The sequence below is a fragment of the Kribbella hippodromi genome (genome assembly GCF_039531045.1).
Taxonomy (GTDB): Bacteria; Actinomycetota; Actinomycetes; order Propionibacteriales; family Kribbellaceae; genus Kribbella; species Kribbella hippodromi.
Map to the genome: position 1 here is coordinate 128,976 of NZ_BAAAPH010000001.1, position 21,946 is coordinate 150,921.

Annotated in this window: 20 protein-coding genes; 15 read left to right on the plus strand and 5 right to left on the minus strand. The window is 68.9% G+C overall.

From position 1 onward, the window contains the following. The first annotated feature begins 197 nt into the window (after positions 1-197). On the plus strand, positions 198-3,056 hold the full coding sequence (locus tag ABD260_RS00580; protein WP_344231281.1) for a M36 family metallopeptidase: 2,859 nt from the start codon (positions 198-200) through the stop codon (positions 3,054-3,056). Positions 3,057-3,560: 504 nt separating this feature from the next. Here the strand turns inward: ABD260_RS00580 and ABD260_RS00585 are convergent. After that, positions 3,561-4,571 (minus strand): LacI family DNA-binding transcriptional regulator, encoded by a 1,011-nt coding sequence (locus tag ABD260_RS00585; protein WP_344231282.1) that lies wholly within the window; start codon positions 4,569-4,571, stop codon positions 3,561-3,563. A 116-nt stretch (positions 4,572-4,687) separates the two neighbouring features. Here ABD260_RS00585 and ABD260_RS00590 point away from each other — a divergent pair, with 116 nt between their 5' ends. The 3 genes from ABD260_RS00590 to ABD260_RS00600 are packed head-to-tail and all read left to right on the plus strand — an operon-like array spanning position 4,688 to position 6,968. Beyond that, the gene (locus ABD260_RS00590) at positions 4,688-5,584 is read left to right on the plus strand and encodes an amidohydrolase family protein (protein WP_344231283.1); all 897 of its coding nucleotides are present in this window, start codon (positions 4,688-4,690) and stop codon (positions 5,582-5,584) included. Then, positions 5,581-6,141, plus strand: coding sequence for a cysteine dioxygenase family protein (locus ABD260_RS00595; RefSeq protein ID WP_184839328.1), 561 nt, complete (start codon positions 5,581-5,583; stop codon positions 6,139-6,141). The genes ABD260_RS00590 and ABD260_RS00595 overlap by 4 nt, the downstream gene beginning before the upstream one ends. A 20-nt stretch (positions 6,142-6,161) precedes the next feature. Next, complete coding sequence (locus tag ABD260_RS00600) at positions 6,162-6,968, plus strand: PhzF family phenazine biosynthesis protein (RefSeq protein WP_344231284.1); 807 nt, start codon at positions 6,162-6,164, stop codon at positions 6,966-6,968. Here ABD260_RS00600 and ABD260_RS00605 read toward each other — a convergent pair. Then, entirely contained in the window at positions 6,965-7,585 is a 621-nt protein-coding gene (locus ABD260_RS00605; protein WP_344231285.1) for a hypothetical protein, read from the minus strand. The genes ABD260_RS00600 and ABD260_RS00605 overlap by 4 nt on opposite strands. A 136-nt stretch (positions 7,586-7,721) precedes the next feature. On the opposite strand from ABD260_RS00605, the gene kdpF reads away from it, so the two are divergent. The 7 genes from kdpF to ABD260_RS00640 all read left to right on the plus strand — a co-directional run bounded on the left by kdpF (position 7,722) and on the right by ABD260_RS00640 (position 16,347). Next, the gene (gene kdpF / locus ABD260_RS00610; RefSeq protein ID WP_184839334.1) at positions 7,722-7,811 is read left to right on the plus strand and encodes a K(+)-transporting ATPase subunit F; all 90 of its coding nucleotides are present in this window, start codon (positions 7,722-7,724) and stop codon (positions 7,809-7,811) included. After that, positions 7,811-9,472 (plus strand): potassium-transporting ATPase subunit KdpA, encoded by a 1,662-nt coding sequence (kdpA, locus tag ABD260_RS00615; protein ID WP_344231286.1) that lies wholly within the window; start codon positions 7,811-7,813, stop codon positions 9,470-9,472. The genes kdpF and kdpA overlap by 1 nt, the downstream gene beginning before the upstream one ends. Positions 9,473-9,480: 8 nt before the next feature. After that, on the plus strand, positions 9,481-11,547 hold the full coding sequence (gene kdpB, locus ABD260_RS00620) for a potassium-transporting ATPase subunit KdpB (protein WP_344231686.1): 2,067 nt from the start codon (positions 9,481-9,483) through the stop codon (positions 11,545-11,547). Between the two features lie 8 nt (positions 11,548-11,555). After that, complete coding sequence (gene kdpC / locus ABD260_RS00625) at positions 11,556-12,179, plus strand: K(+)-transporting ATPase subunit C (RefSeq protein WP_344231287.1); 624 nt, start codon at positions 11,556-11,558, stop codon at positions 12,177-12,179. Between the two features lie 12 nt (positions 12,180-12,191). Next, the gene (locus tag ABD260_RS00630; protein WP_344231288.1) at positions 12,192-14,759 is read left to right on the plus strand and encodes a sensor histidine kinase; all 2,568 of its coding nucleotides are present in this window, start codon (positions 12,192-12,194) and stop codon (positions 14,757-14,759) included. Then, a complete protein-coding gene (locus ABD260_RS00635) occupies positions 14,756-15,433 on the plus strand; it encodes a response regulator (RefSeq protein ID WP_344231289.1) in 678 nt (225 codons plus the stop codon). Before ABD260_RS00630 ends, ABD260_RS00635 begins: the two co-directional genes overlap by 4 nt. 71 nt (positions 15,434-15,504) lie before the next feature. Further along, the gene (locus ABD260_RS00640; protein WP_344231290.1) at positions 15,505-16,347 is read left to right on the plus strand and encodes a hypothetical protein; all 843 of its coding nucleotides are present in this window, start codon (positions 15,505-15,507) and stop codon (positions 16,345-16,347) included. A 35-nt stretch (positions 16,348-16,382) separates the two neighbouring features. Here the strand turns inward: ABD260_RS00640 and rpsN are convergent, their stop codons facing one another. Continuing rightward, positions 16,383-16,688, minus strand: coding sequence for a 30S ribosomal protein S14 (gene rpsN, locus ABD260_RS00645; RefSeq protein ID WP_344231291.1), 306 nt, complete (start codon positions 16,686-16,688; stop codon positions 16,383-16,385). After that, complete coding sequence (rpmG, locus tag ABD260_RS00650; RefSeq protein ID WP_344231292.1) at positions 16,688-16,855, minus strand: 50S ribosomal protein L33; 168 nt, start codon at positions 16,853-16,855, stop codon at positions 16,688-16,690. Before rpmG ends, rpsN begins: the two co-directional genes overlap by 1 nt. 20 nt (positions 16,856-16,875) lie before the next feature. Between rpmG and ABD260_RS00655 the strand changes: the two genes are divergently transcribed. The 4 genes from ABD260_RS00655 to ABD260_RS00670 all read left to right on the plus strand — a co-directional run bounded on the left by ABD260_RS00655 (position 16,876) and on the right by ABD260_RS00670 (position 20,777). Beyond that, entirely contained in the window at positions 16,876-17,982 is a 1,107-nt protein-coding gene (locus ABD260_RS00655) for a CobW family GTP-binding protein (RefSeq protein ID WP_344231293.1), read from the plus strand. Next, entirely contained in the window at positions 17,979-18,221 is a 243-nt protein-coding gene (locus ABD260_RS00660; RefSeq protein WP_344231294.1) for a type B 50S ribosomal protein L31, read from the plus strand. Before ABD260_RS00655 ends, ABD260_RS00660 begins: the two co-directional genes overlap by 4 nt. Before the next feature lie 108 nt (positions 18,222-18,329). Beyond that, positions 18,330-19,310: a hypothetical protein gene (locus ABD260_RS00665; RefSeq protein ID WP_344231295.1), complete on the plus strand. Its 981-nt coding sequence runs from the start codon at positions 18,330-18,332 to the stop codon at positions 19,308-19,310. 45 nt (positions 19,311-19,355) lie between these two features. Continuing rightward, entirely contained in the window at positions 19,356-20,777 is a 1,422-nt protein-coding gene (locus ABD260_RS00670; protein WP_344231296.1) for an aromatic amino acid lyase, read from the plus strand. A gap of 93 nt (positions 20,778-20,870) precedes the next feature. Here the strand turns inward: ABD260_RS00670 and ABD260_RS00675 are convergent, their stop codons facing one another. Next, positions 20,871-21,824: an SGNH/GDSL hydrolase family protein gene (locus ABD260_RS00675; protein WP_344231297.1), complete on the minus strand. Its 954-nt coding sequence runs from the start codon at positions 21,822-21,824 to the stop codon at positions 20,871-20,873. Positions 21,825-21,946: the final 122 nt, after the last annotated feature.

Here is a 21,946-nt window from a genome sequence, read left to right on the forward strand (position 1 = left end):
ACAACCCTCAACTCCCAGGCAATCCGGTGATTTCTCTTCCCCGGACGCCCCCGCAGGCTTAATGTCAGCCCCCGGGACGGGTCGTGGAGGGCGACCCGCCAACACGAACTCCATGGAGATTTGCTGTGACCACATCACGCAGAGGGCGGGGGCTCCTGGCAGTCTCCGCCGTCTCCGCGGCCGCGACCGTGCTGGCCATGACGGCCACCGGTGCGAACGCCGCCCAGACCGCGAAGCCCGACCCGGCCAAGCCCGCCCAGTCGGAGAACTTCAGCGGCAAGGAGCAGAAGGGCTACTACGACGCCCGGACGCCGAACGCCAAGACCACCTACGCGCGGTCCGCGAAGGTGGCCGGCAAGGAGACCGCGGCTTCGGAGAAGTTCCGCAACTCGCTCGGCACCCAGGGTGTCGTCGAGCTCGACCCGAACACCGGTACGCCGGCCCAGGTCACCAAGCTGAACGGCTTCCTCACCGGCAAGAGCGGCAAGAAGGCCGAGACCATCGTCCTCGACTACGTGAAGGCGCACCCGGAGGTCTTCAAGCTCTCCGCCGCCGACCTCGGCACGCTGAAGCTGCGCAAGGACTACGTCGACGAGCTCGGTACGCACCACATCTTCTGGTCCCAGGTCGTCGACGGCGTCGAGGTGTTCGGCAACGGCCTGAAGGCCAACGTCACCAAGCACGGCCAGCTGGTCTCCGTGATGGGTTCCCCGGTCTCCGGCCTGGCCACCGCGGCGCAGTCCCGCTCCGCGGCCGCCGCGCCGAAGCTCAGCGCCTCGGCCGCCCGCAGCGCCGCCATCGAGGACGTCGGCGGCACGGCGAAGTCCGCGACCGCGAAGTCCGCCGGGGTCAGCACCACCTTCAGCAACGGCGACACCGCCAAGCAGGTCTGGTTCCACACCGCGGACCGTCTGCGCAAGGGCTGGATGACGTACGTGAACGCCGGCGGCACCAAGGTGTACACGCACGTGATCGACGCCCAGACCGGCGGGCTGCTCTTCCGCCGGAACCTGTCCAGCGCGGCGAACGGTGACGCGCTCGTCCAGGACAACTACCCGGGCGCGGCCAAGGGTGGTACCCAGCGGGTCGAGAACCTGATCTACAACAAGTGGCTGCCGAAGAACGCGAAGACGCTGCTCGAGGGTACGTCGGTCGCGGCCTGGGCGGACGTCAACGACGACAACCAGCCGAATGCCGGTGAGACGGTCAAGGTGCCCGGCAAGGCGGGGCCCAGCGGGACCGGCGCCGAGTACAAGCTGACCAGCTTCCCGAACGCGTCGTCGTTCTGCTCCGCGTCCTACATCTGCACCTGGGACCCGGCGAAGCCGGACTCCTGGAAGACGAACATGAACCAGGACGTCACGAACGCGTTCTACCTGGCCAGCAACTTCCACGACTGGCTGGCGAAGCCGCCGATCAGCTTCACCCCGGCGGCGGGCTCGTTCGACGCGGCCGGCGGCGACCCGGTGCACCTGAACGCGCTCGACGGCGCGGCCACCGGCGCCAACGGCGGACCGGACGCGAACCACATCGACAACGCGAACATGAACACCCCGCCGGACGGCACCCCGCCGACCATGCAGATGTACCTGTGGCACCAGCCCGGCGCGACCGACGCGCAGGACGGCTACGTACCGGCCAGCGGCGCGAACGACGCCAGCATCCTGTACCACGAGTACACCCACGGTCTGTCCAACCGCCTGGTCGTCGACGCCACCGGCAACTCGACGCTGAACAGCATCCAGGCCGGCTCGATGGGTGAGGCGTGGAGCGACTTCTACGCGATGGACTACCTGGTCTCGCACGGTCTGGAGAAGGACACCACCGCCCCTGGTGAGGTCCTCGAGGGCAAGTACGTCGCGCACGGCGAACTGTTCCGTACCGAGGCGATCGACTGCCGCGTGAAGGCGGTCAGCCCGAACTGCGTCAAGGCGAACGGCACCAAGGGCGGGTACACGTACGGCGACTTCCCGACCATCGGCGGTACGCCGGAGGTGCACTCGTCCGGTGAGGTCTGGGCGCAGACGCTCTGGGACCTGCGCGAGCGCTTCGGCCGCGGGTACGCGATGAGCATCATCACCCGGGCGATGGAGCTGGCTCCGGCCGACCCGACGATGCTCGACATGCGGAACGCGATCGTCCAGGCCGACCTGATCGCCAGCGGCGGCAAGAACGCCGACATCATCTGGACGGTCTTCGCCAACCGGGGCATGGGCTGGTACGCCGGTGTCGTCGACGGCGGCGACGCCTACCCGGCGGAGGACTTCCACAAGCCGCCGACAGGTGCGACCACCACGCTGAGCGGCACGGTCAAGGACAAGGACACCGGTGCCCCGATCGCGGGCGCGCTGGTCTACGTCGGCGGCCACTCGTCCGGGTACGCCGGTGACTACGCCGGTTCGACCGATGCCAGCGGCAAGTACACGATCACGGGCGTGGCTCCGGGCACGTACCCGAAGGTGGTCGTCTCCGCGCCGGGTTACGAGCTGATCGTCCAGTCGGTCAAGGTCAGCCCGGGCGCCAGCGCGAACTTCGTACCGCGGCGCAACTGGGCGGCCTCGTCCGGCGGCGGTACGGTGGCCGGCTTCAACGGGCCCGACTTCAGCCCGCAGTGTGGGCCGGACTTCGCCATCGACAACGCGCAGGGCACCGGCTGGGGCAGCACCACCGGTGACAACAACGGCACGGCGACCAACACCATGATCGCCAAGCACGTCGACATCAAGCTGCCGGCCAAGGTCAACGTCAGCAACTTCAACGTCGACCCGTCGAACACCTGCGGCGACCCGGGCAGCTCGTCCACCGGCCAGTACCGGATCGAGACCTCGGCGGACGGCAGCACCTGGGCCACCGCGGCGGAGGGTACGTTCGGCGCCGCCAACCGGGGCAAGTACAACCTGGTCGCCCCGACCGGCAACGCGACCGGCGTCCAGTACGTCCGGTTCTGGATGCTCAGCCCGCAGGTCCCGGACTTCGCCACCAACTGCCCGAACGGGGCCTTCGGTGGCTGCAAGTTCACCGACATGACCGAACTCCAGGTCTTCGGCACCAAGTAACCCCCGCACCGACTAGTACCGCACCACCCCGCGTAGTACCGCACCACCCCGCGAAGGCCGGCCGAGCACCCCTCGACCGGCCTTCCGCCATCCCAGCGCCCAACCCCCAACCGACACCAACGACCCCGCGAACCCCACCGCCCTTCCCCGTCTCAGGGGTCAGCCCCTGAGCTGGAGGGTTGGCCCCTGAAAATGCGAGGGGTCAACCCGCTACCTCAGGGGTCAACCCCCGAGCGAGGTCGGCGAACCTGCGAACCGCACCGGCCTTCGCCGTCCGGCCTTTCGCCGTTTGAGGGGTCGGCCCCTGAGATGGCGGGTTGGCCCCTGGAAATGCGAGGGGTCAACCCACTAGCTGAGGGGCTGACCCCTGAGACGGGGGAGGGCGGTGGGGGCGGGGGTTCGGTGTGTAGGACGGGGGTCCGGATGGTGGACGCGGGGGGTAAGTCTAGTGTTTTGGTTTAGTTTGGAGGGGTGGAGAATCGCGGTGGGTGGATGGCGCTTCGCTCAGGGGGTGGGCGGGGCGGCTACCGAGCCGCGTTCGATCAGGGCTGGGGTGAGGGTGGTGCGCCGGACCCGGCGGTTGGTGTCGATCGCGGAGGTGACGCGGGCGACGACGTGGCCGACCAGGGCGTCGAGCGGCCAGTGGAAGGTCGACAGTGGTGGCGTGAGCAGCTGGGACATCGGCTGGTCGTCGTACCCGAGCAGGGACAGGTCGTCGGGGATGCGCAGGCCGAGCTCGCGGCTCGCGGCGTAGACGCCGAAGGCCATCGAGTCGGCGAGGGCGAGGATGCCGGTCGGGCGCCGGGTGCTGGTCAGCAGCGTCCGGGCGACGTCGGTGGCGCCGGCCAGATCGTGCGGGCACTGCAGCAGCCGGACGGTCAGGCCGAGGTCGCGCGCGATCCGCTCCGCGATCTCCTCGGCGGGGCGTTCCACCTCGAAGCGCCGGCTCGGGCTGAGTACGGCGAGGTCGCGGTGGCCGGCGTCGGCGAGCCGGCGCAGCGCCGTGCTGACCCCGGTCTCGTTGTCCAGGATGACCTCGGACTTCGCCTTCGCGCCCGGCAGCGCGTCGCCGATCGCGATCACCGGTGCCTGCTCGGCGATCTCCGCCCAGCCCTTCGCGGCCGGGTCGATCGGGATCACCACGATCGCGTCGGCGCGGTGGTCGACCAGGTGCTGGGCGAGCTCGAGCTGCCGGTCGGCGTCGCCGGCCGAGTCGATGATCCAGGCGTTCCGGTCCGGGGCGAGCAGCTCGCGGCCGAGCGCGGCGGCGACCCGCTGCTGCCACAGGTCCTCGAGCGATGCGCAGAGTACGCCGACCGAGCCGCTGCGCCCGGAAGCGAGCGCCCGGGCGACCGGATCGGCCTGGTACCCGAGCCGCTCGGCCGCGTCCTGAACCCGTTGCCGGGTCTCGGGCGTGCCGTGCAGGCCACGCAGCGCGTACGACACCGCGGCCATCGAGAGCCCGGTCTCGGCGGCAATGTCCTTGAGGGTTGGCCTGCGGCCGGTTCCGGACATGCCCACGACCCTAGCGGCCGGTACGGACAGAAACTTGACAGCACGCCCTTTGAAGCGCTTCACTTGGTACACGCTGAAGCGCTTCAATTTGATCAAACTGGCGAGAGGAGGGGTCGATGATCGACGTCCATCAGCACCTCTGGCCGGAAGCCTTCGTCGACCGGCTCCGGGCTCGCCGCGAACCGCCGTACCTGACCGGCTGGACGCTGCACACCGCGACCGAGGCGCCGTACGACGTGGACCCCGCCGCGCACGAGCTCGGCAAGCGGGTCGCCCTGGAGCAAGACCTCGGTACGACGCTGGCCGCCGTGTCGCTGTCGAGTCCGCTCGGTGTCGAGCAGCTTGGCGACACCGAGCTGCTGGCCGCGTGGCACACCGGGGCGGCGGAGCTGCCGAAGCCGTTCCGCGCTTGGGCTTCCGTCAACTTGCTCGAGCCGGACGTCGACGAGCTGAAATCCCTGCTGGACAAGGGCTTTCTCGGTCTGCAACTGCCCGCGCACGTCCTCGGTACGCCGGCCGGCTGGGAAGCTGTCAGCGAGCTGCTGCGTACCGCCGAGCTGTCCGGCCGGCCGATCCTGGTGCATCCCGGTACTGCCGGAAAGACCGATGGCCCCGGTTGGTGGGCGCCCGTTGTCGACTACACCGCACAGTTGCAGGCCGCATGGTGGGCCTGGCATGCGTACGGGGGTCGGCGCACGTACCCGGAGCTGCGGATGTGCTTCGCCGCCGCGGCCGGGCTAGCGCCCGTACATCACGAGCGGCTGACCGCGCGCGGCGGCCGGCTCGGCACCATCGACCCGAAGTTGTACGTCGACACCTCGAGCTACGGCCCGCAGGGGATCGACGCGGTCGCGCGAGTCCTCGGGATCGACCAGGTCGTGCATGGCACCGACCGGCCGTACGCGGGGATCACCGACCTTCGCCAGGGCGACGCCGCGACCGCGGTGATCCGCTACGACAACCCGCACCGGCTGTTGTTCGGTGCAGCTACTCCGGAGAGGGGAGTGCAGTGACTGCCCAGCCCATCGATGTACCCGACATCCCGGCCCGCCAGGCCAGCCGCCTCGTGGAGCTGAACAACTGTCTGTCGCTGGACGACCTGCCCGGCCGCGACCTGACCCCCGCCGAGCTTTCGGAGCTGGCCGCGTCGATCGCCGCGCAGCCGCAGCTGTGGGAGGACAAGGTCGCGTACAGCGACGAGGAGCGCGTGTTCGCCTCGCTGCACCGCGACGCCAACGTCGACGTGTGGCTGATCTGCTGGACGCCGGTCAACGACACCGGCTGGCACGACCACGATGTCTCCTCCGGCGCGGTCGCGGTCGCGAAGGGCAAGCTGGTCGAGCACAACCTCGCCATCGGTACGGACTCGATCGAAACCGAGGTCTCGGCCGGGGACGTGTACGGCTTCGGTCCGGACCACATCCACCGCTTGACCGGGCTGGACAAGGGCAGTGTCACTGTCCACGCGTACAGCCCGCCGCTGTGGCGGATGGGTCAGTACACCGCGAAGGACGGTGTACTGCGGCGCATCTCCGTCTCGTACGCCGATGAGCTGCGCCCGCTGGACTGATCTCGGCTAGCGTCAGACCTATGAGGATTCGGGTTGTCGACGCGTTTGCGGAGCGGGCTTTCGTAGGAAACCAGGCCGGCGTGTGTGTACTGGACGCCGGGGACTGGCCGGACGAGAAGTGGATGCAGGCGGTCGCCGCGGAGATGAACCACGCGGAGACCGCCTTCGTCCGTCCGAGCACGGGCGGGGAAGCGGACTGGGACCTGCGCTGGTTCACGCCGACGAATGAGGTCGTGCTGTGCGGGCACGCGACGCTGGCCACTGCGCATGCCCTCGCTACGGACGGCAAGGTGGCCGGTAAGACCTCGTTCGCCACGTTGAGCGGGATCCTGACCGCGGAGGTCGCGGAGGACGGAATCACCTTGGACTTCCCGGTGAATCGGCCGATCGGCGTGGACGTGCCGGACGGGCTGGCGGCCGCGCTCGGCGTGGAGCCGCTCGAGGCGTACGACACCGGAGAACTGCGCGACCTGCTGGTCGTTGTCCGTGATGAGGCGGCCGTGCGTGCCGTTGTACCGGACTTCGATGCGATCGCGGCGGTGACGACCCGGTTGAAGCTGCGTGGGGTGATCGTCACGGCGGCCGGCGATCAGTACGACTTCGTGTCGCGGTTCTTTGCGCCGGGGAGCGGGGTTCCGGAGGACCCGGTGACGGGCAGCGCGCACACCGGACTGGCGCCGTACTGGGGTGATCGCCTCGGGCGGGACGAGCTGGTCGGGTACCAGGCGTCCGCCCGAGGCGGGGTCGTGCGGGTCCGGTCGTCAGGCGATCGGGTCCTGCTGACCGGTCAGGCCATCACTGTCCTGGACGGCCAGCTGCTCGTCTAGGACCAGGTCTCGGCGTGGGTGGCCACGCCGTTCGGGGCGATCAGTTCGGTGACGACGTCCTCGGCTTCGACGTCGAGCGGTTCGTACGGGGCCTCGGGTACGACGTACGCGCGCGCTCCGGCGACCATCTCCGTACCCGGCAGCTCGAACCAGGCTTCGCCGACCTCGCGGCTGATCTCGTAGATGGCCTGCTCGGCGGTGTCGACCGGGTCGCGGTCGCCGGACTCGTCCAGCTCGGCCGGGTGCCGCTCCTGCGCGGCGCGACCGGCCTCCAGCAACGCGTCCAGGTCGAGGACGCGCAGGTCGAACCGGGACACGACGCTGATCACGTGGTCCTGCTCGGTCTCTTCGTCGTCTTCCTCGACCGGCTCGTCCAGCAACAGCGGCGTCGTACCGGTGTGCTCGAACACGGCGTCGTTCCAGTCCTCGACCACGCCTTCGAGCGCGGCGTTGTGCTCGAACAGCGTGGCGTGGTCCTCGGCGCCGGTCATCGCCAGCAGCGCGTCGGTGTGCGCCTGCAGCCGCTCGGCGAGCTTGCGGCTCGCGGCGGCGAGTGCCTCCCGCGTCTCCGAGGAGAAGAACTGCTCGGCGGGGGCGGCGGTGTCGATCTCAGTCACGTGGGTGTTGATCCCTGTCTGTGGGTCGGAATACCACCCGCAAGTATGTGAGAACTGTGTGAGAGCTGTACAGCCGGGTGTGAGAGGGCTGCGAGAAGCCTCCTGACCGGGCAGTGAGCGGTGTCCAGTAGATGACATGAACGCCGAGAACATCGCCGGCTTGGTGGTTGCCGCCGCGCTGGTCCTCTATCTGATCGCCGCCCTGATCTTTCCCGAGAGGTTTTGATGTCCGACACCGCGGCCGGCCTCCTGCAGGCCGGCTTCCTGATCTTGTGCCTGGCGGCGGTCTACCGGCCGCTCGGCGGGTACATGGCCCGTACCTACGAGTCCGGCAAGGACCTGCGCGTCGAGCGTGGCATGTACAAACTCTTCGGCGTCGACGCGCGCGCCGACCAGACCTGGGCGGTGTACGGGCGGTCGCTGATCGCCTTCTCGGCCGCGAGCCTGGTACTGCTCTTCCTGCTGCAACGCCTGCAGCACTGGCTGCCGCTGTCGCTCGGTCTGCCCAGCGTTCCGAACGGTATCGCCTTCAACACGGCTGCTTCGTTCGTCACCAACACCAACTGGCAGTCGTACTCACCTGAGGCGACGATGGGCCACCTGGTCCAGTTCGCCGGGCTGGCCGTCCAGAACTTCGTTTCGGCCGCGGTCGGGATGACCGTTGTGATTGCGCTGATCCGTGGCTTCACCCGCTCCAAGACCGACCGCGTCGGCAACTTCTGGGTCGACCTGACCAGGACCTTGCTGCGCATCTTGCTCCCGATGGCGGTCATCGGCGGTCTCGCGCTGGTCGCGATGGGCGTCGTGCAGAACTTCTCCGGCGGTCACGAGGTGACCTCGGTGGTCGGCCAGACCCAGACCATCCCCGGCGGCCCGGTCGCCAGCCAGGAGGTGATCAAGGAGCTGGGTACGAACGGCGGCGGGTTCTACAACGCCAACTCGGCGCACCCGTTCGAGAACCCGAACGGCCTGTCGAACCTGTTCGAGATCTTCCTCCTGCTGGTCATCCCGGTCTGCATCACCCGGACCTTCGGCCTGATGGTGAAGGACAAGCGGCAGGGGTACGCGATCCTCGGCGTGATGGGCACGCTCTGGGCCGCCTTCACCTTCGCCGCCACGTTCTTCGAGAACCGAGGTGCCGGCACCGCAACTCAGGCGGCCGGTGCCGCGATGGAAGGCAAGGAGACCCGCTTCGGCGAGTGGGCGTCCGCCCTGTTCGCCAGCTCGACCACCGGGACGTCGACCGGCGCGGTGAACTCCGCGCACGACTCGTTCACCCCGCTCGGCGGCGGTACGGCCCTGTTCCACATGATGCTCGGCGAAGTCACCCCGGGCGGTACCGGATCAGGCCTGTACGGGATGCTCGTCCTTGCCATTCTCGCGGTCTTCGTCGCGGGCCTGATGGTCGGTCGTACGCCGGAGTATCTGCAGAAGAAGATCACCGCGCGCGAGATGAAGCTGGTCTCGCTGTACATCCTGACCACGCCGACGATCGTGCTGGCCGGTGCGTCGATCGCGATGGGCCTGGCCTCGGCGCGGGCGTCGATCTTCAACACCGACAGCCCGCACGGGTTCTCCGAGGTGCTGTATGCGTTCACGTCGGCCGGCAACAACAACGGCAGTGCGTTCGGCGGGCTGAGCGCGAACACCCCGTTCTTCAACACCGCGCTCGGTCTCGCGATGCTGCTCGGCCGGTTCGTGCCGATCCTCTTCGTACTCGCGCTGGCCGGATCGCTGGCGAAACAGCAGCCGGTGCCCGTGACACAAGGCACGCTGCCAACCCACAAGGCCCTGTTCGTGACGCTGCTGGTCGGCACCGTGCTGATCGTCACCGGCCTGACCTACTTCCCCGCCCTGACTCTCGGACCCCTCGCGGAGGGACTGTGACCACGCTGATGAACCCGCCGGCCGCGGAGCCGACGGTGACCCCGAAGCGGGCCCCCTCGGGCCTGTTCGACCCGAAGCTGCTGCTCAGCTCACTGCCGGACGCGCTGCGCAAGCTCGATCCGCGGGTGATGTGGAAGAGCCCGGTGATGTTCGTGGTCGAGGTCGGCGCGGTTGTGTCGACGATCTTCGCGATCACCGATCCGAGCGTGTTCGCCTGGTGGATCGTGGTCTGGCTCTGGCTGACGACGATCTTCGCGAACCTCGCCGAAGCGGTCGCGGAGGGCCGTGGCAAGGCGCAGGCGGAGACGTTGCGCCGGGCCAAGACCGAGACCACCGCACGCCGCCTGGTTGCCGACGGCGAGGAAGAGGTGCCGGCCACCCAGTTGCAGCTCGGCGATCTGGTAGTGGTCGAGGCCGGGCAGATCATCCCGGGCGACGGGGACGTGATCGAGGGCGTCGCGAGTGTCGACGAGTCGGCCATCACCGGTGAGTCGGCGCCGGTGATCCGGGAGTCGGGCGGCGATCGGAGCGCAGTCACCGGGGGTACGAAGGTGCTGTCCGACCGGATCGTCGTGAAGATCACCACCAAGCCCGGTGAGAGCTTCATCGACCGGATGATCGCGCTGGTCGAAGGCGCGTCGCGGCAGAAGACCCCGAACGAGATCGCGCTGAACATCCTGCTTGCCAGCCTGACGATCGTGTTCCTGATCGCCACCGTCACGCTGCCGACCTTCGCGAACTACGCGCACACCAACCTGAGTGTGGTGATCCTGGTCGCGCTGCTGGTCTGCCTGATCCCGACCACGATCGGCGCGCTGCTGTCCGCGATCGGTATCGCCGGGATGGACCGGCTCGTGCAGCGCAACGTCCTGGCGATGTCCGGGCGCGCGGTCGAGGCGGCGGGCGATGTGAACACACTGCTGCTGGACAAGACCGGCACCATCACCTTGGGCAACCGCCAGGCCGCTGAGTTCATCCCGGTGCAGGGCGTGACCGACACCGAGTTGGCCGACGCGGCGCAGTTGTCCAGCCTCGCCGACGAGACGCCGGAAGGGCGGTCGATCGTCGTACTGGCCAAGACCGGGTACGGGTTGCGGGAGCGGCACACCGGTGAGTTGCCGCATGCAACGTTCGTGGAATTCACGGCGCAGACCCGGATGAGTGGCGTGGACGTGGACGGCCGGCAGATCCGGAAGGGCGCGGCCGGTGCCGTGAATGCGTGGATCGGCGAGCACGGTGGCCGTACGGACAGCCGGCTCGGGGAGATCGTCGACGGAATCTCGGCTTCCGGTGGTACGCCGCTGGTCGTTGCCGAGAGCATCGATGGGAAGGCGCGGGCGCTCGGCGTCATTCACCTGAAGGACGTGGTCAAGGCCGGGATGCGGGAGCGGTTCGACCAGATGCGCGCGATGGGCATCCGGACCGTGATGATAACCGGCGACAACGCGCTGACCGCGAAGGCGATCGCGGACGAGGCCGGGGTGGACGACTTCCTGGCCGAGGCGACGCCCGAGGACAAGATGGCGCTGATCAAGAAGGAGCAGGAGGGCGGCCGGCTGGTCGCGATGACCGGCGACGGTACGAACGACGCGCCGGCGCTCGCGCAGGCCGATGTCGGCGTCGCGATGAACTCCGGCACGTCGGCCGCCAAGGAGGCCGGCAACATGGTCGACCTGGACTCCAACCCGACCAAGCTGATCGAGATCGTTGAAATTGGCAAGCAGTTGCTGATCACCCGCGGTTCGCTGACCACGTTCTCGATCGCGAACGACGTGGCCAAGTACTTCGCGATCCTGCCGGCGCTGTTCGCCTCCGCGTACCCGGGGCTGGACAAGCTGAACATCATGGGCCTGCACTCACCGCAGTCGGCGATCGTGTCCGCGATCGTGTTCAACGCGCTGATCATCGTGCTGCTGGTGCCGCTGGCGTTGCGCGGCGTCCGGTACAAGCCGTCCTCGGCGTCGGCGATGCTGCGCCGCAACCTGCTCGTGTACGGCGTCGGCGGGCTGATCTCGCCGTTCGCCGGAATCAAGCTTCTCGACCTGGTGATCTCCATGATCCCCGGTCTGCGCTGAAAGGTTATGTGCTGATGGCAAGCAATTTTCGGCAGCTCGGTGTCGCGGTCCGGGTGCTCCTGGTCTTCACCGTCGTGCTGGGGGTGCTGTATCCGCTGAGCATGACCGGGATCGCCCAGCTGCTGTTCCCCGGGAACGCCAACGGTTCGATCATCAAGGTCGACGGGAAGCCGGTCGCCTCGGACCTGATCGGTCAGGGGTACACGATGGACAGCGGGAAGAAGGACGCCGACGGTAAGCCGGTCATGGTGCCGGATCCGAAGTGGTTCCAGACGCGGCCGTCCGCGGTCGACTACGACGGGATGGGCAGCGCGGCGTCGCAGTACGGGCCGAACAGCCCCGAGCTGGTGAAGCTGATCGACGAGCGCCGGCAGGAGGTCGCCACCCTGAATGGTGTCGACCCGTCACAGGTCCCCGCGGACGCGGTCACGGCGAGTGGCAGCGGCCTCGACGCGGGCATCAGCCCCGCGTACGCCGCGATCCAGGTGAACCGGGTTGCCCGCGAGCGGGGGATGACCGTGGCGGCCGTTCAGCAGCTGGTCAAGGACAACACCACCGGCCGTACGCTCGGCTTCCTGGGCGAACCGTACGTCAACGTGGTGACGTTAAACGCCGCATTGGCAGCTAGCTGAGAGCATGTTGGTATGAAGCGCGGGTATCTGCGGGTGTATCTCGGGGCCGCGCCCGGTGTCGGGAAGACGTACAAGATGCTGGGCGAGGGGCAGCGGCGCCTGGCTCGGGGTACTGATGTGGTGGTCGGGTTCGTCGAGACGCACGGGCGGGTGCACACCGCGGAGATGCTCGAAGGGCTGGAGGCGGTGCCGCGGCGGATCATCGATTACCGCGGCGCCAGCTTCACCGAGCTCGACCTCGACGCCGTACTCGCCCGGCGCCCCGAGGTCGCCTTGATCGACGAGCTGGCGCACACGAACGTACCGGGCAGCCGGAACGAGAAGCGCTGGCAGGACATCGAGGAACTGCTGAACGCCGGCATCGACGTCATCTCGGCGGTCAACATCCAGCACCTCGAATCGATCAACGATGTGGTCGAGAAGATCACCGGCGTACCGCAGCAGGAGACCGTACCCGACCGGGTCGTCCGCGCCGCCGACCAGATCGAGCTGGTCGACATGACGCCGGAGGCGCTGCGGCGGCGGATGGCGCACGGCAACGTGTACGCCGCGGACAAGATCGACGCTGCCCTGGGCAACTACTTCCGGGTCGGCAACCTGTCCGCGTTGCGCGAGCTCGCGCTGCTCTGGCTGGCCGATCGGGTGGACGCGGGCCTGCAGCAGTACCGCGCGGAGCACGACATCGACTCGACCTGGGAGGCGCGGGAGCGGGTGGTGGTCGCGCTCACCGGCGGTCCCGAGGGCGAGACGCTGATCCGCCGTGCGGCCCGGATCGCGGCGCGGTCCTCCGGCGGCGACCTGCTCGCGCTGCATGTGGCCCGCTCGGACGGTCTGACCGGCGCGAACCCGGGCAAGCTCGCCCAGCAGCGCAACCTGGTCGAGAAGCTCGGCGGCACGTATCACCAGGTGGTCGGCGACGACATCCCGGACGCGTTGCTGACCTTCGCGAAGGCGGAGAACGCGACGCAGCTCGTGCTGGGTGGCAGTCGGCGGTCGCGGGTCGGGTCGCTGTTCAGCGGGCCTGGGATCGGCGCCACCACGATCCGCGACTCGGGCGATATCGACGTACACATCGTCACCCACTCGGAGATGGGGCGCGGCAGGCTGCCGCGGAATCACGGCAGCCTGTCCCGGCGCCGGAAGATCCAGGGCTTCACGCTGTCGGTGCTGCTGCAACCACTGCTCGCGCTGGCGCTCGGTCTGGGCGGCGATCGGCTGAACCTGACGAGTGACGTGCTCGTGTTCTTGCTGGCCGTGGTCGTGGTCGCACTGGTCGGCGGGCGGTGGCCGGCGATGGTGACGGCGATCGGCGGGTCGCTCGTACTGAACTGGTATTTCACGCCGCCGACCCGCACGTTCACGATCGCCGAGGTGAACAACGCGCTCGCGCTGCTGATCTTTGTCCTGGTCGCGGCGATGGTCTCTTCAGTGGTCGACCGGGCGGCGCGGCGGACCAGACAGGCGGCCCGGGCGGCCGCGGAATCGGAGACACTGGCGACGTTGGCCGGATCGGTACTGCGCGGCGAGACCGCGCTGCCCGCGCTGCTGGAGCGGGTCCGAGAGGCGTTCGGGATGACCGGAGCCTGCCTGATGGAACGCGTGGACGACGACGAGCTGACCGAGATCTGGCGGCCGCTGGCCTCGGCCGGAACGCTCACGTGTACGCGGCCGGAGGAGGCCGACGCGGAGATCCCCGCCCGGGACAACCTGGTCCTGGTGCTGCAAGGGCACCAGCTGGAAGCGGACGAGCGGCGGCTGGTGGGTGCGTTCGCGGCACACGCCGCCGCGCTGGTGGACCGGGCCCGGCTGAGCGAGGCTGCCGCGGAGGCGAAGCCGCTGGCCGAAGCCGACAAGCTGCGTACGGCACTGCTCCGCGCGGTCGGGCACGACCTGAGGTCACCGCTGGCTTCGGCGAAGGCGTCCGTGACGTCGTTGCGCAGTGACGATGTCGAATGGAGCGAATCCGAACGCGCCGAGCTGTTGGAGACGGCGGACGAATCGCTCGACCGGTTGTCGCGGCTGGTGGACAACCTGCTCGACCTGAGCCGGTTGCAGGCCGGTGTACTGCCGGTGTTCACGCGGCCGATGGCCTTGGACGAGATCCTGCCCGGCGTACTGGCCGAGCTGGGCGATGAGGGGGATCAGGTCGCCGTCGACATCCCGCATACGCTGCCGCTGGTCGACGCCGATCCGGCACTGCTGGAGCGGGTGGTGGCGAACCTGCTGGCGAATGCGATCCGGTACTCGCCGCCCGGCCGCCCGCCGTTGGTCACCGGGAGCGCGCTGGGTGCCACCGTCGAGATCAGGGTGATCGACCGCGGGCCGGGCATCCCGAGCGCGGACCGGGACCGGGTGTTCGCACCGTTCCAGCGGCTCGGTGACACCGACAACACGGTCGGCGTCGGTCTCGGGCTGGCGTTGGCCCGCGGACTCGCCGAGGCGATGCGCGGCAGCGTGCAGCCCGAGGACACTCCAGGTGGTGGACTGACCATGGTGGTCTCGATCCCCACCGCCGCCCTCCGCCCGGCCGACACCCCCGTGCCCGGCAGCCGCGAACGATCGGAGAAAGAGGGCCTGTGACCAGAGTTTTGGTGGTTGATGACGAGCCGCAGATCGTGCGGGCGTTGCAGATCAATCTGAAGGCGCGTGGGTACGAAGTGCATCTGGCCGGGACGGGTACGGCCGCGCTGAAGGTTGCCGCGCAGCATCCGCCGGAGCTGGTGATCCTGGACCTCGGACTGCCGGACTTCGACGGGGTGGACGTGATCCGCGGGCTGCGCGGCTGGACGGACGCGCCGATCCTGGTGCTGTCCGGGCGGATCGACCAGACCGACAAGGTCGAGGCACTGGACGCGGGCGCGGACGACTACGTGACCAAACCGTTCGGAATCGACGAGCTGCTGGCTCGGATGCGTGCCGTACTGCGCCGCAGCAACGTGGCCCAGGACCAGCCGGTGGTGACGGTTGGCGGCGCGGTCGTCGACCTGGCCGCGAAGCGGGTCACGCTTTCGAACGGGGAGGACATCCGTCTGACGCCGACCGAATGGCATTTGCTGGAGGTCCTGCTCCGCAACCCCGGCAAGCTGCTCGCCCAGCGCCAGCTCCTGACCGAAGTCTGGGGCCCCGGGTACGAGACCGCCAGCGGCAACCTGCGCTTCTACATGGGCCAGCTCCGCCGCAAACTCGAACCCGACCCCGCCCGGCCGAAGCACCTGCTCACCGAACCGGGGATGGGGTATCGCTTCGAGCCGTGATGGCGGATCTCCAGCATCCGGTGTCCGATTCGTACAAGACGTGGTGACCGCCGCTGGGGCAGGGTGGGGGCATGGACATGTACACGGCAGGGCGGGATTTCGTACGGCGGGACGGGCGGGTGCTCGAACGGCGGCTGTTCGCGACGATCTTCGAGGGTGCTGACCCGCAGGGCGTGGTGGACGCGCTGCGTGGATTCCAGAACGCGGACGGTGGTTTCGGGCACGGGCTGGAGCCGGACAAGCGCTGCCCGGACAGTCTGCCGCTGGACGTCGAGGTCGCGTTCGACACACTGATCGCGGCGGGTACGCGGGACGAGGACATGATCCGCCGGGCAGCCGACTGGCTGGACAGCATCGCGACCCCGGACGGCGCGGTCCCGCTGTGCGGTCCGGCGGTCGAGGGCTACCCGCGCGCGGAGCACATCAGCGAATGGACGTACCAGCCGGGCATCAACCCGACCGCGGGCCTGGTCGGCCGCCTGCACCACCTGGACGTCTCGCACCCGTGGCGGGACAGGGCTGAGGCGTGGTGCGCGGCCGAGCTGGCGAAGGGCTTGCCGGTGGATGCGCACGGGATGCACGAGGCGCTGGAGTTCCTCGAGGCCAGGAAGGACATCGACCTGGACCGCGTACGCGACTGGTTGCCGAAGCTGGAGCACTACCGCGCCGATGCGGCCGACCCTTCGTACGGCGTGACGCCGCTGCAGTTCGCGACCACGCCCGACAGCCCTTGGCGGGAGCTCTTCACCGAGGCCCAGCTCGAAGCCCATCTCGACCGGCTGATCGAGGACCAGCAGGACGACGGCGGCTGGGCCATCACCTGGGAACCACCCGGCCCCGCGGCCACCCTGGAGTACCGAGCGATCGTCACCCTCGGCGCCCTCCGAACCCTGAAGGCCTACAACCGCCTGTAATCAAAGAAGCCCTCCACCGGAGGGCTTCTTTCGTTCTACCAGGAGGATTTGGTGATGCCGGGTAGTTCGCCGCGGTGGGCCATCGCCCGGAAGCGGACCCGGGAGATCCCGGCCTTGCCGATGTAACCGCGCGGGCGCCCGTCGACCACGTCGCGGTTCCGGACCCGGATCGGGCTCGCGTCCCGCGGGAGCTTCTGCAACCGCAGTTGCGCCGCCGTACGCTCCGCCGCCGGTGTGGCCGGGTCCGCGATCACGCGCTTCAGCTCGGCCCGGCGCTCCGCGTAGCGGGCCACCGTTCGGCGCCGGTGCTCGTTGCGGGCGATCTTTGCCGTCGTTGCCATCAGCGCTCCTCGCGGAAGTCGAGGTGCCGGCGGAGCTTCGGGTCGTACTTGCGCAAGACCAGCCGGTCGGGATTGTTCCGGCGGTTCTTTCGCGTTACGTAGGTGTGGCCGGTGCCGGCCGTGCTGCGGAGTTTGACGATCGGGCGGAGGTCGTTGCGCTTTGCCATACTCCCCAGGATAGAGTGTAATGGATATCGTTTTCAACAAGACGGGAGAGTTGATGCTGCCGGTGAGCTTGGTGACGGGGCTCGACGAGGGCATCCGTGGCGGCGTCGCGGGTGAGTTGCTGGCTGCCGCCGGGGCCGTCCTGGTCGAGTACGACGTGAGCGCGTTGAGCGCCGGATCGGTGGTTCGTACGGCCCGGACCGGCTCCGGCGTGATCGACCGCGAGGTGATCACGATGGACCACCCGTGCGTCTCCTGCGCCCTGCGTGGATCGCTCGTCCAGCTGCTGTCGAGCATCGCCGCCGTCGAGCGGTACGACACGGCGATCGTCAACCTCCCGGCCGCCGCTGACACCTCGGCGGTCGCGATGGAGCTTGCCCGCGATTCGGAGCTGGTGCTGGACGCGGTCATCACCACCGTGGAGTCGGCCACTGTCGTCGCGGACCTGACCGGCGATCAGCGGATTCGCGAGCGCGGCATCCCGACCGCCGCCGAGGACGGTCGTGCGATCGCCGAGGTGGTCGTTCGCCAGCTGGAGTACGCCGACGCGGTGGTCCTGGATGCCGAGGTTGCGGACGTCGGCGCGCTGATCCAGGCGATCAATCCGCGCGTACTGGTCAAGAACTCGCCGGCCGGACTGCTTGGCGTACGCCATGACCCGCAGGCTCGGGTGGAGCCCGGCTCGGTCGCCGCGCCGGTGGACGGGCGGACGCTGGTCTGGCAGTCCGACCGCCCGTTCCACCCCGAGCGGCTGTTCGACGCGCTCGAGGAACTCGTCGACGGCACGGCCCGCGGGCGCGGCACGCTCTGGATCGCCACGCAGCACCGCAACCGCCTCAGCTGGGACAGCTTCGGCACCAACATCTCGATCGGCGTACTCGGCCCGTGGCTGGCCGATCTGCCCGCCGACCGCTGGTCCACGGTCGGGCAGCAGCATCAAGCCCGGTCGGCGCTCGAATGGCATCCGGACCACGGCGACCGCGCCTCGTACCTCTCGCTGACCGGTCCCGCGCTGGACGAGCGGGAATTACGCGAGCGCCTCGATGGTTGTGTCCTGCGTGCGGACGAAGCGGTCCACCCCCTGACCGACCCGTTCGCTCCCTACTTGGAAGGAAGTTCAGCAGCATGAAGAAGGACATTCACCCCGACTACCGCCGGGTCGTCTTCCGGGACAAGTCCGGCAACTTCAGCTTCCTCACCGGCTCGACCCGCGAAAGCACCCAGACCGTGGTCTGGGAGGACGGCAACACGTACCCGGTCGTCGATGTCGAGATCTCGTCCGCGAGCCACCCGTTCTACACGGGCCAGCAGCGCGTGATGGACACCCAGGGCCGCGTGGAGAAGTTCAAGAAACGCTACGGCAAGTAAGACCTGATCAGCCCGTCACCGTCCTGGTGACGGGCTGTCTTCTTTTGTCGTTGCATCCGGCACCAAAGTTGGCTGCCTGGCGCGGCGCGGTGGTCTAGCGTCGATCGGGTGCAGCGTTCGAGGTGGTGGCCGGCCGTCGGCTTGTTCTTCCTGGCACCGTTCGTCGGGGAGTTCCTGCTGGGCAATCAGCCGATCACGGCGTTCGGCTCGATCTTCCTGTTCGCCCCGATGTACGGCGGCGGCGCGGTGCTGATCCGCGAGCTCGCCCGCCGGTTCGGTCTCGGCTGGTCCGGAATCGTGATTCTGGCGGTCGCGTACGGACTGGCCGAGGAGGGCCCGATCGACCAGATGCTGTTCAACCCGGGGTATCTCAACCTGGACAGCTTCGCCGGAATGGCCGAGATTCCCGGTCTGCAACTCAGCCTGACGTTGCTTCAGGGCACCGTGACGCTGCATACGATCTGGAGCATCTGCGTACCGATCGCACTGGTCGAGGCGTGCGCGCCCGGCGTCCAGCGTCCTTGGTTGCGGCGCGGGGGACTGACCGCGGTCGCCGTCGTCTTTGTGGTCGGCTCGACGCTGCTAGGGATCCTGCAGGCGCTCGGGTTCCATTTCGTCGCGTCACCGGCGCAGTTCGTCGTGTCGGCGGTGATCATCGTCGTCCTGATCGTGCTGGCGTTCGTGATCGGCCGCCGTACGCACCGCCCACTGGCAGGCCAGGTGCCGCGGCCGCTGGTTGTCGGGCTGACCGGCTTCGCGGTGACCAGCGTGTTCTGGCTGGAGTCGGTGTTGTTCCCGGATGGCGTCGGCTCCGAGTGGATCTCGGCCAGCTGGTGGTTCGTCCTCTTCGGTACGGCCACGGCCGGGATCGTGCGCTGGGCCCGGCGGGGCAGCTGGACGCCGTACCACACCCTCGCGCTGGCGACCGGCGCCTTGCTCACGTACGCCTGGGCCGGTTTCGCGCATGCCCGGGAGCTGGACGGCACCAGCCTGCCGATCGCGCTCGCCGGGAACACGGTCTTCGCCCTGATCGCGATCGGCCTCGCGGTCTTCGCGCGGCATCGTCTCGTATCTCAGACGCCGAGCTAGGCGTGGTGCTTACCACCGGGGTGGGGGTGGTTTCACACTGTGGGGATGGAACCGGTGGAGCTCACGGGTGCCGGGCTCAGTCCGCTGGAGGCGGTGGCGCTCGGGCAGCGGCGTACGGCGGTGCGCCTGGGGGACGTCGCGCGGAAGCGGATGCTGGCGTCGGCGGCGGTGGTGGCCGCGGTGTCGGAGCGGCGGCCGGTGTACGGGCGGACGACCGGCGTCGGCGCGAACCGGGACGTACTGACCGCGGACCCGGAGCACGGTGCGCGACTGCTCGGTTCGCATTCGACCACCGGTACGACCTCGTACCCGAAGGATGTGGTCCGGGTCGGGCTGCTGATCCGAGTCAACCAGCTGGCCGCGGGCGGGTCCGGGCTGGATCCGGCGGTGGCCGACGCGATCGTTGGCCTGCTCAACGATGACGACCTGCCTGACCTGCATCGCGGTGGCGCGATCGGTACCGGTGACCTGGGTCCGCTGGCGGAGCTCGGGCTCGCATTGGGTGATGTCATCGACGGGACGAGCGCGCTCCCGCTGCTCTCCAGCAATGCGTTCACGCTGGCCGAATGCTGTCTCGCGTACGTGGAGGCGTCGACGCTGATCAACGTCGTACCGCTGGTCGGCGCACTGTCCCACGTCGCGCTTCGCGGCAATGCGGAGGTGTACGACATTCGCGTCCACGAGGCGCGCCCGCAACCGGGACAGGTGCGGGTCGCGCGGCGGATGCGGGAGCTGCTCGACGGGCTGCCGCTGCCGCCGGCCCGGGTGCAGGACCCGTTCGGCCTGCGGGCGTTCGCGCAGGTGCTCGGCCCGGCTGTCGACCATTCCGATGCCCTGGGCAACAGTGTGCGGATCGACATCAACGCGGCCGCGGAGAACCCGCTGGTGGCCGGCGACACCGTACTGCACAACGGCAACTGGCATGCGATGCCGATCGCCCTCGCGCTCGACTCGCTCCGGCTCAGCCTGCACAGCGTCGCCACCCTCTCGACGACGCGAGTGGCGAACCTGGTCGACCCGGACTACACCGGCCTGAGCCGCTTCCTGGCCAGCGGCGCCGAGGCGAGCTCGGGGGTGATGATGATCGAGTATGTGGCGCATGACGCGCTGGCCGCTGTTCGTTCGGCCGCGCAGCCCGCGACTCTTGGTACGGCGACACTGTCCCGTGGGGCTGAACTCCACGCCAGCTTCGCACCGCAGGCCGCCGCGCTCACCTCCCAGCTCCTGGACGCCCTGCGCGAGGTCCTCGCCAGCGAACTGGTCACCGCGGTGCGCGCGATCCGGCTGGCTGGGCTGACCCCCGAGGCGCTCGCGCCCGCTCCCGTTGGCCCATGGCTGACCGACGCCCTGGCCGCCTTACCGCCCGACCTGGCCGACCGCTCCCTCCGCGAGGACCTGGAAATCGCCCGCGGTCTGCTGACTCAATGGGGTGACCGGCAAGTGGAGCACCCCGCTGAGTCGGGCTAAGGACAGGAGGTATGCGGCCCCGACGGCGACTGTCACGCTCAGCGCAGCCTGCCGACGGGTTGGATCCGGGACTACCTCCTGTCCTTACGGCACTTACAGCTGCCGGAGGTCGAAGGCGGCGGCCATCGCTTTGAAGCCGGCCGCGTTGGGGTGCAGGTGGTCGCCCGCGTCGTACGCCGGCAGGAACTTCGACGGCGCCGCCGGGTCCCGCGTGGCCTTGTCGAAGTCGACCACGCCGTCGTACTCACCCGAGGTCCGGATCCACGTGTTCAGCGCCTGCCGATCGGCCTCACCTTCCGGCGTGTAGTACCCGGCGCCTTCGTACGGCGTGAGCGTCGCGCCGATCACCTTCAGCCCGGCTTGGTGCGCGCGCCGGATGAACTGCCGATGGATCGCGATCAAGTCAGCCGGATCGGTCGCACCGCGGCTGTTTCCGATGTCGTTGATGCCTTCCAGCAGCACGACCGTACGTACGCCGGTCTGCCCGATCACGTCCCGATCGAAGCGCGCCAGCACCGAGTCGCCGGCCGTCCCCGCGTTCGCGAGCAGGCGGTTGCCGCTGATGCCGGCGTTCAGTACGCCGAGCTCCCGCGACGGCGGGGCCGCCAGCAGCCGGTCGGCAAGCTGGTCCGGGTACCGCAGGTTCTTGTCCACCGGCGACACCACCCCATCGGTGATCGAGTCGCCGAACAGTACGACGGAGCCACGTACGCGACTCTGCACGTCGACGCCTTCGATGATGTACCGCGCGGCACCCGGGATCGCCTGGTACGCCGACCCATCACCGCCGGTCTGATCACCCGCCGCCGAGAACCCGGTCGCGTACCCAGCCGGATGCTGCGTCAGCGGCCCGGTCGGCCCGGGGAAGTAGGTGCTGATCACCAGGTCGGTGTCCTCAGGTACGACAACGCGCACCGGATCGGACACCCACTCAGACCCCACCGGGATCGTCACCGAAGCACGACCGTCGAACAACACCGGCACCAACTTCGCCGGGTCCACGGTCGGTGTACCCGCCTGCGCATCACCCCGCGGAGTCACACTCACTTTTCCAACCACCAGCGGGCGCGTCCCGTACACATTCGACAGCCGCAACCGAACCTGCGCCCCACCAACCGACAGATGCGCAACCTGCCGAAGAGTCGTGTCGGTGACCCCCGTCGCCGACA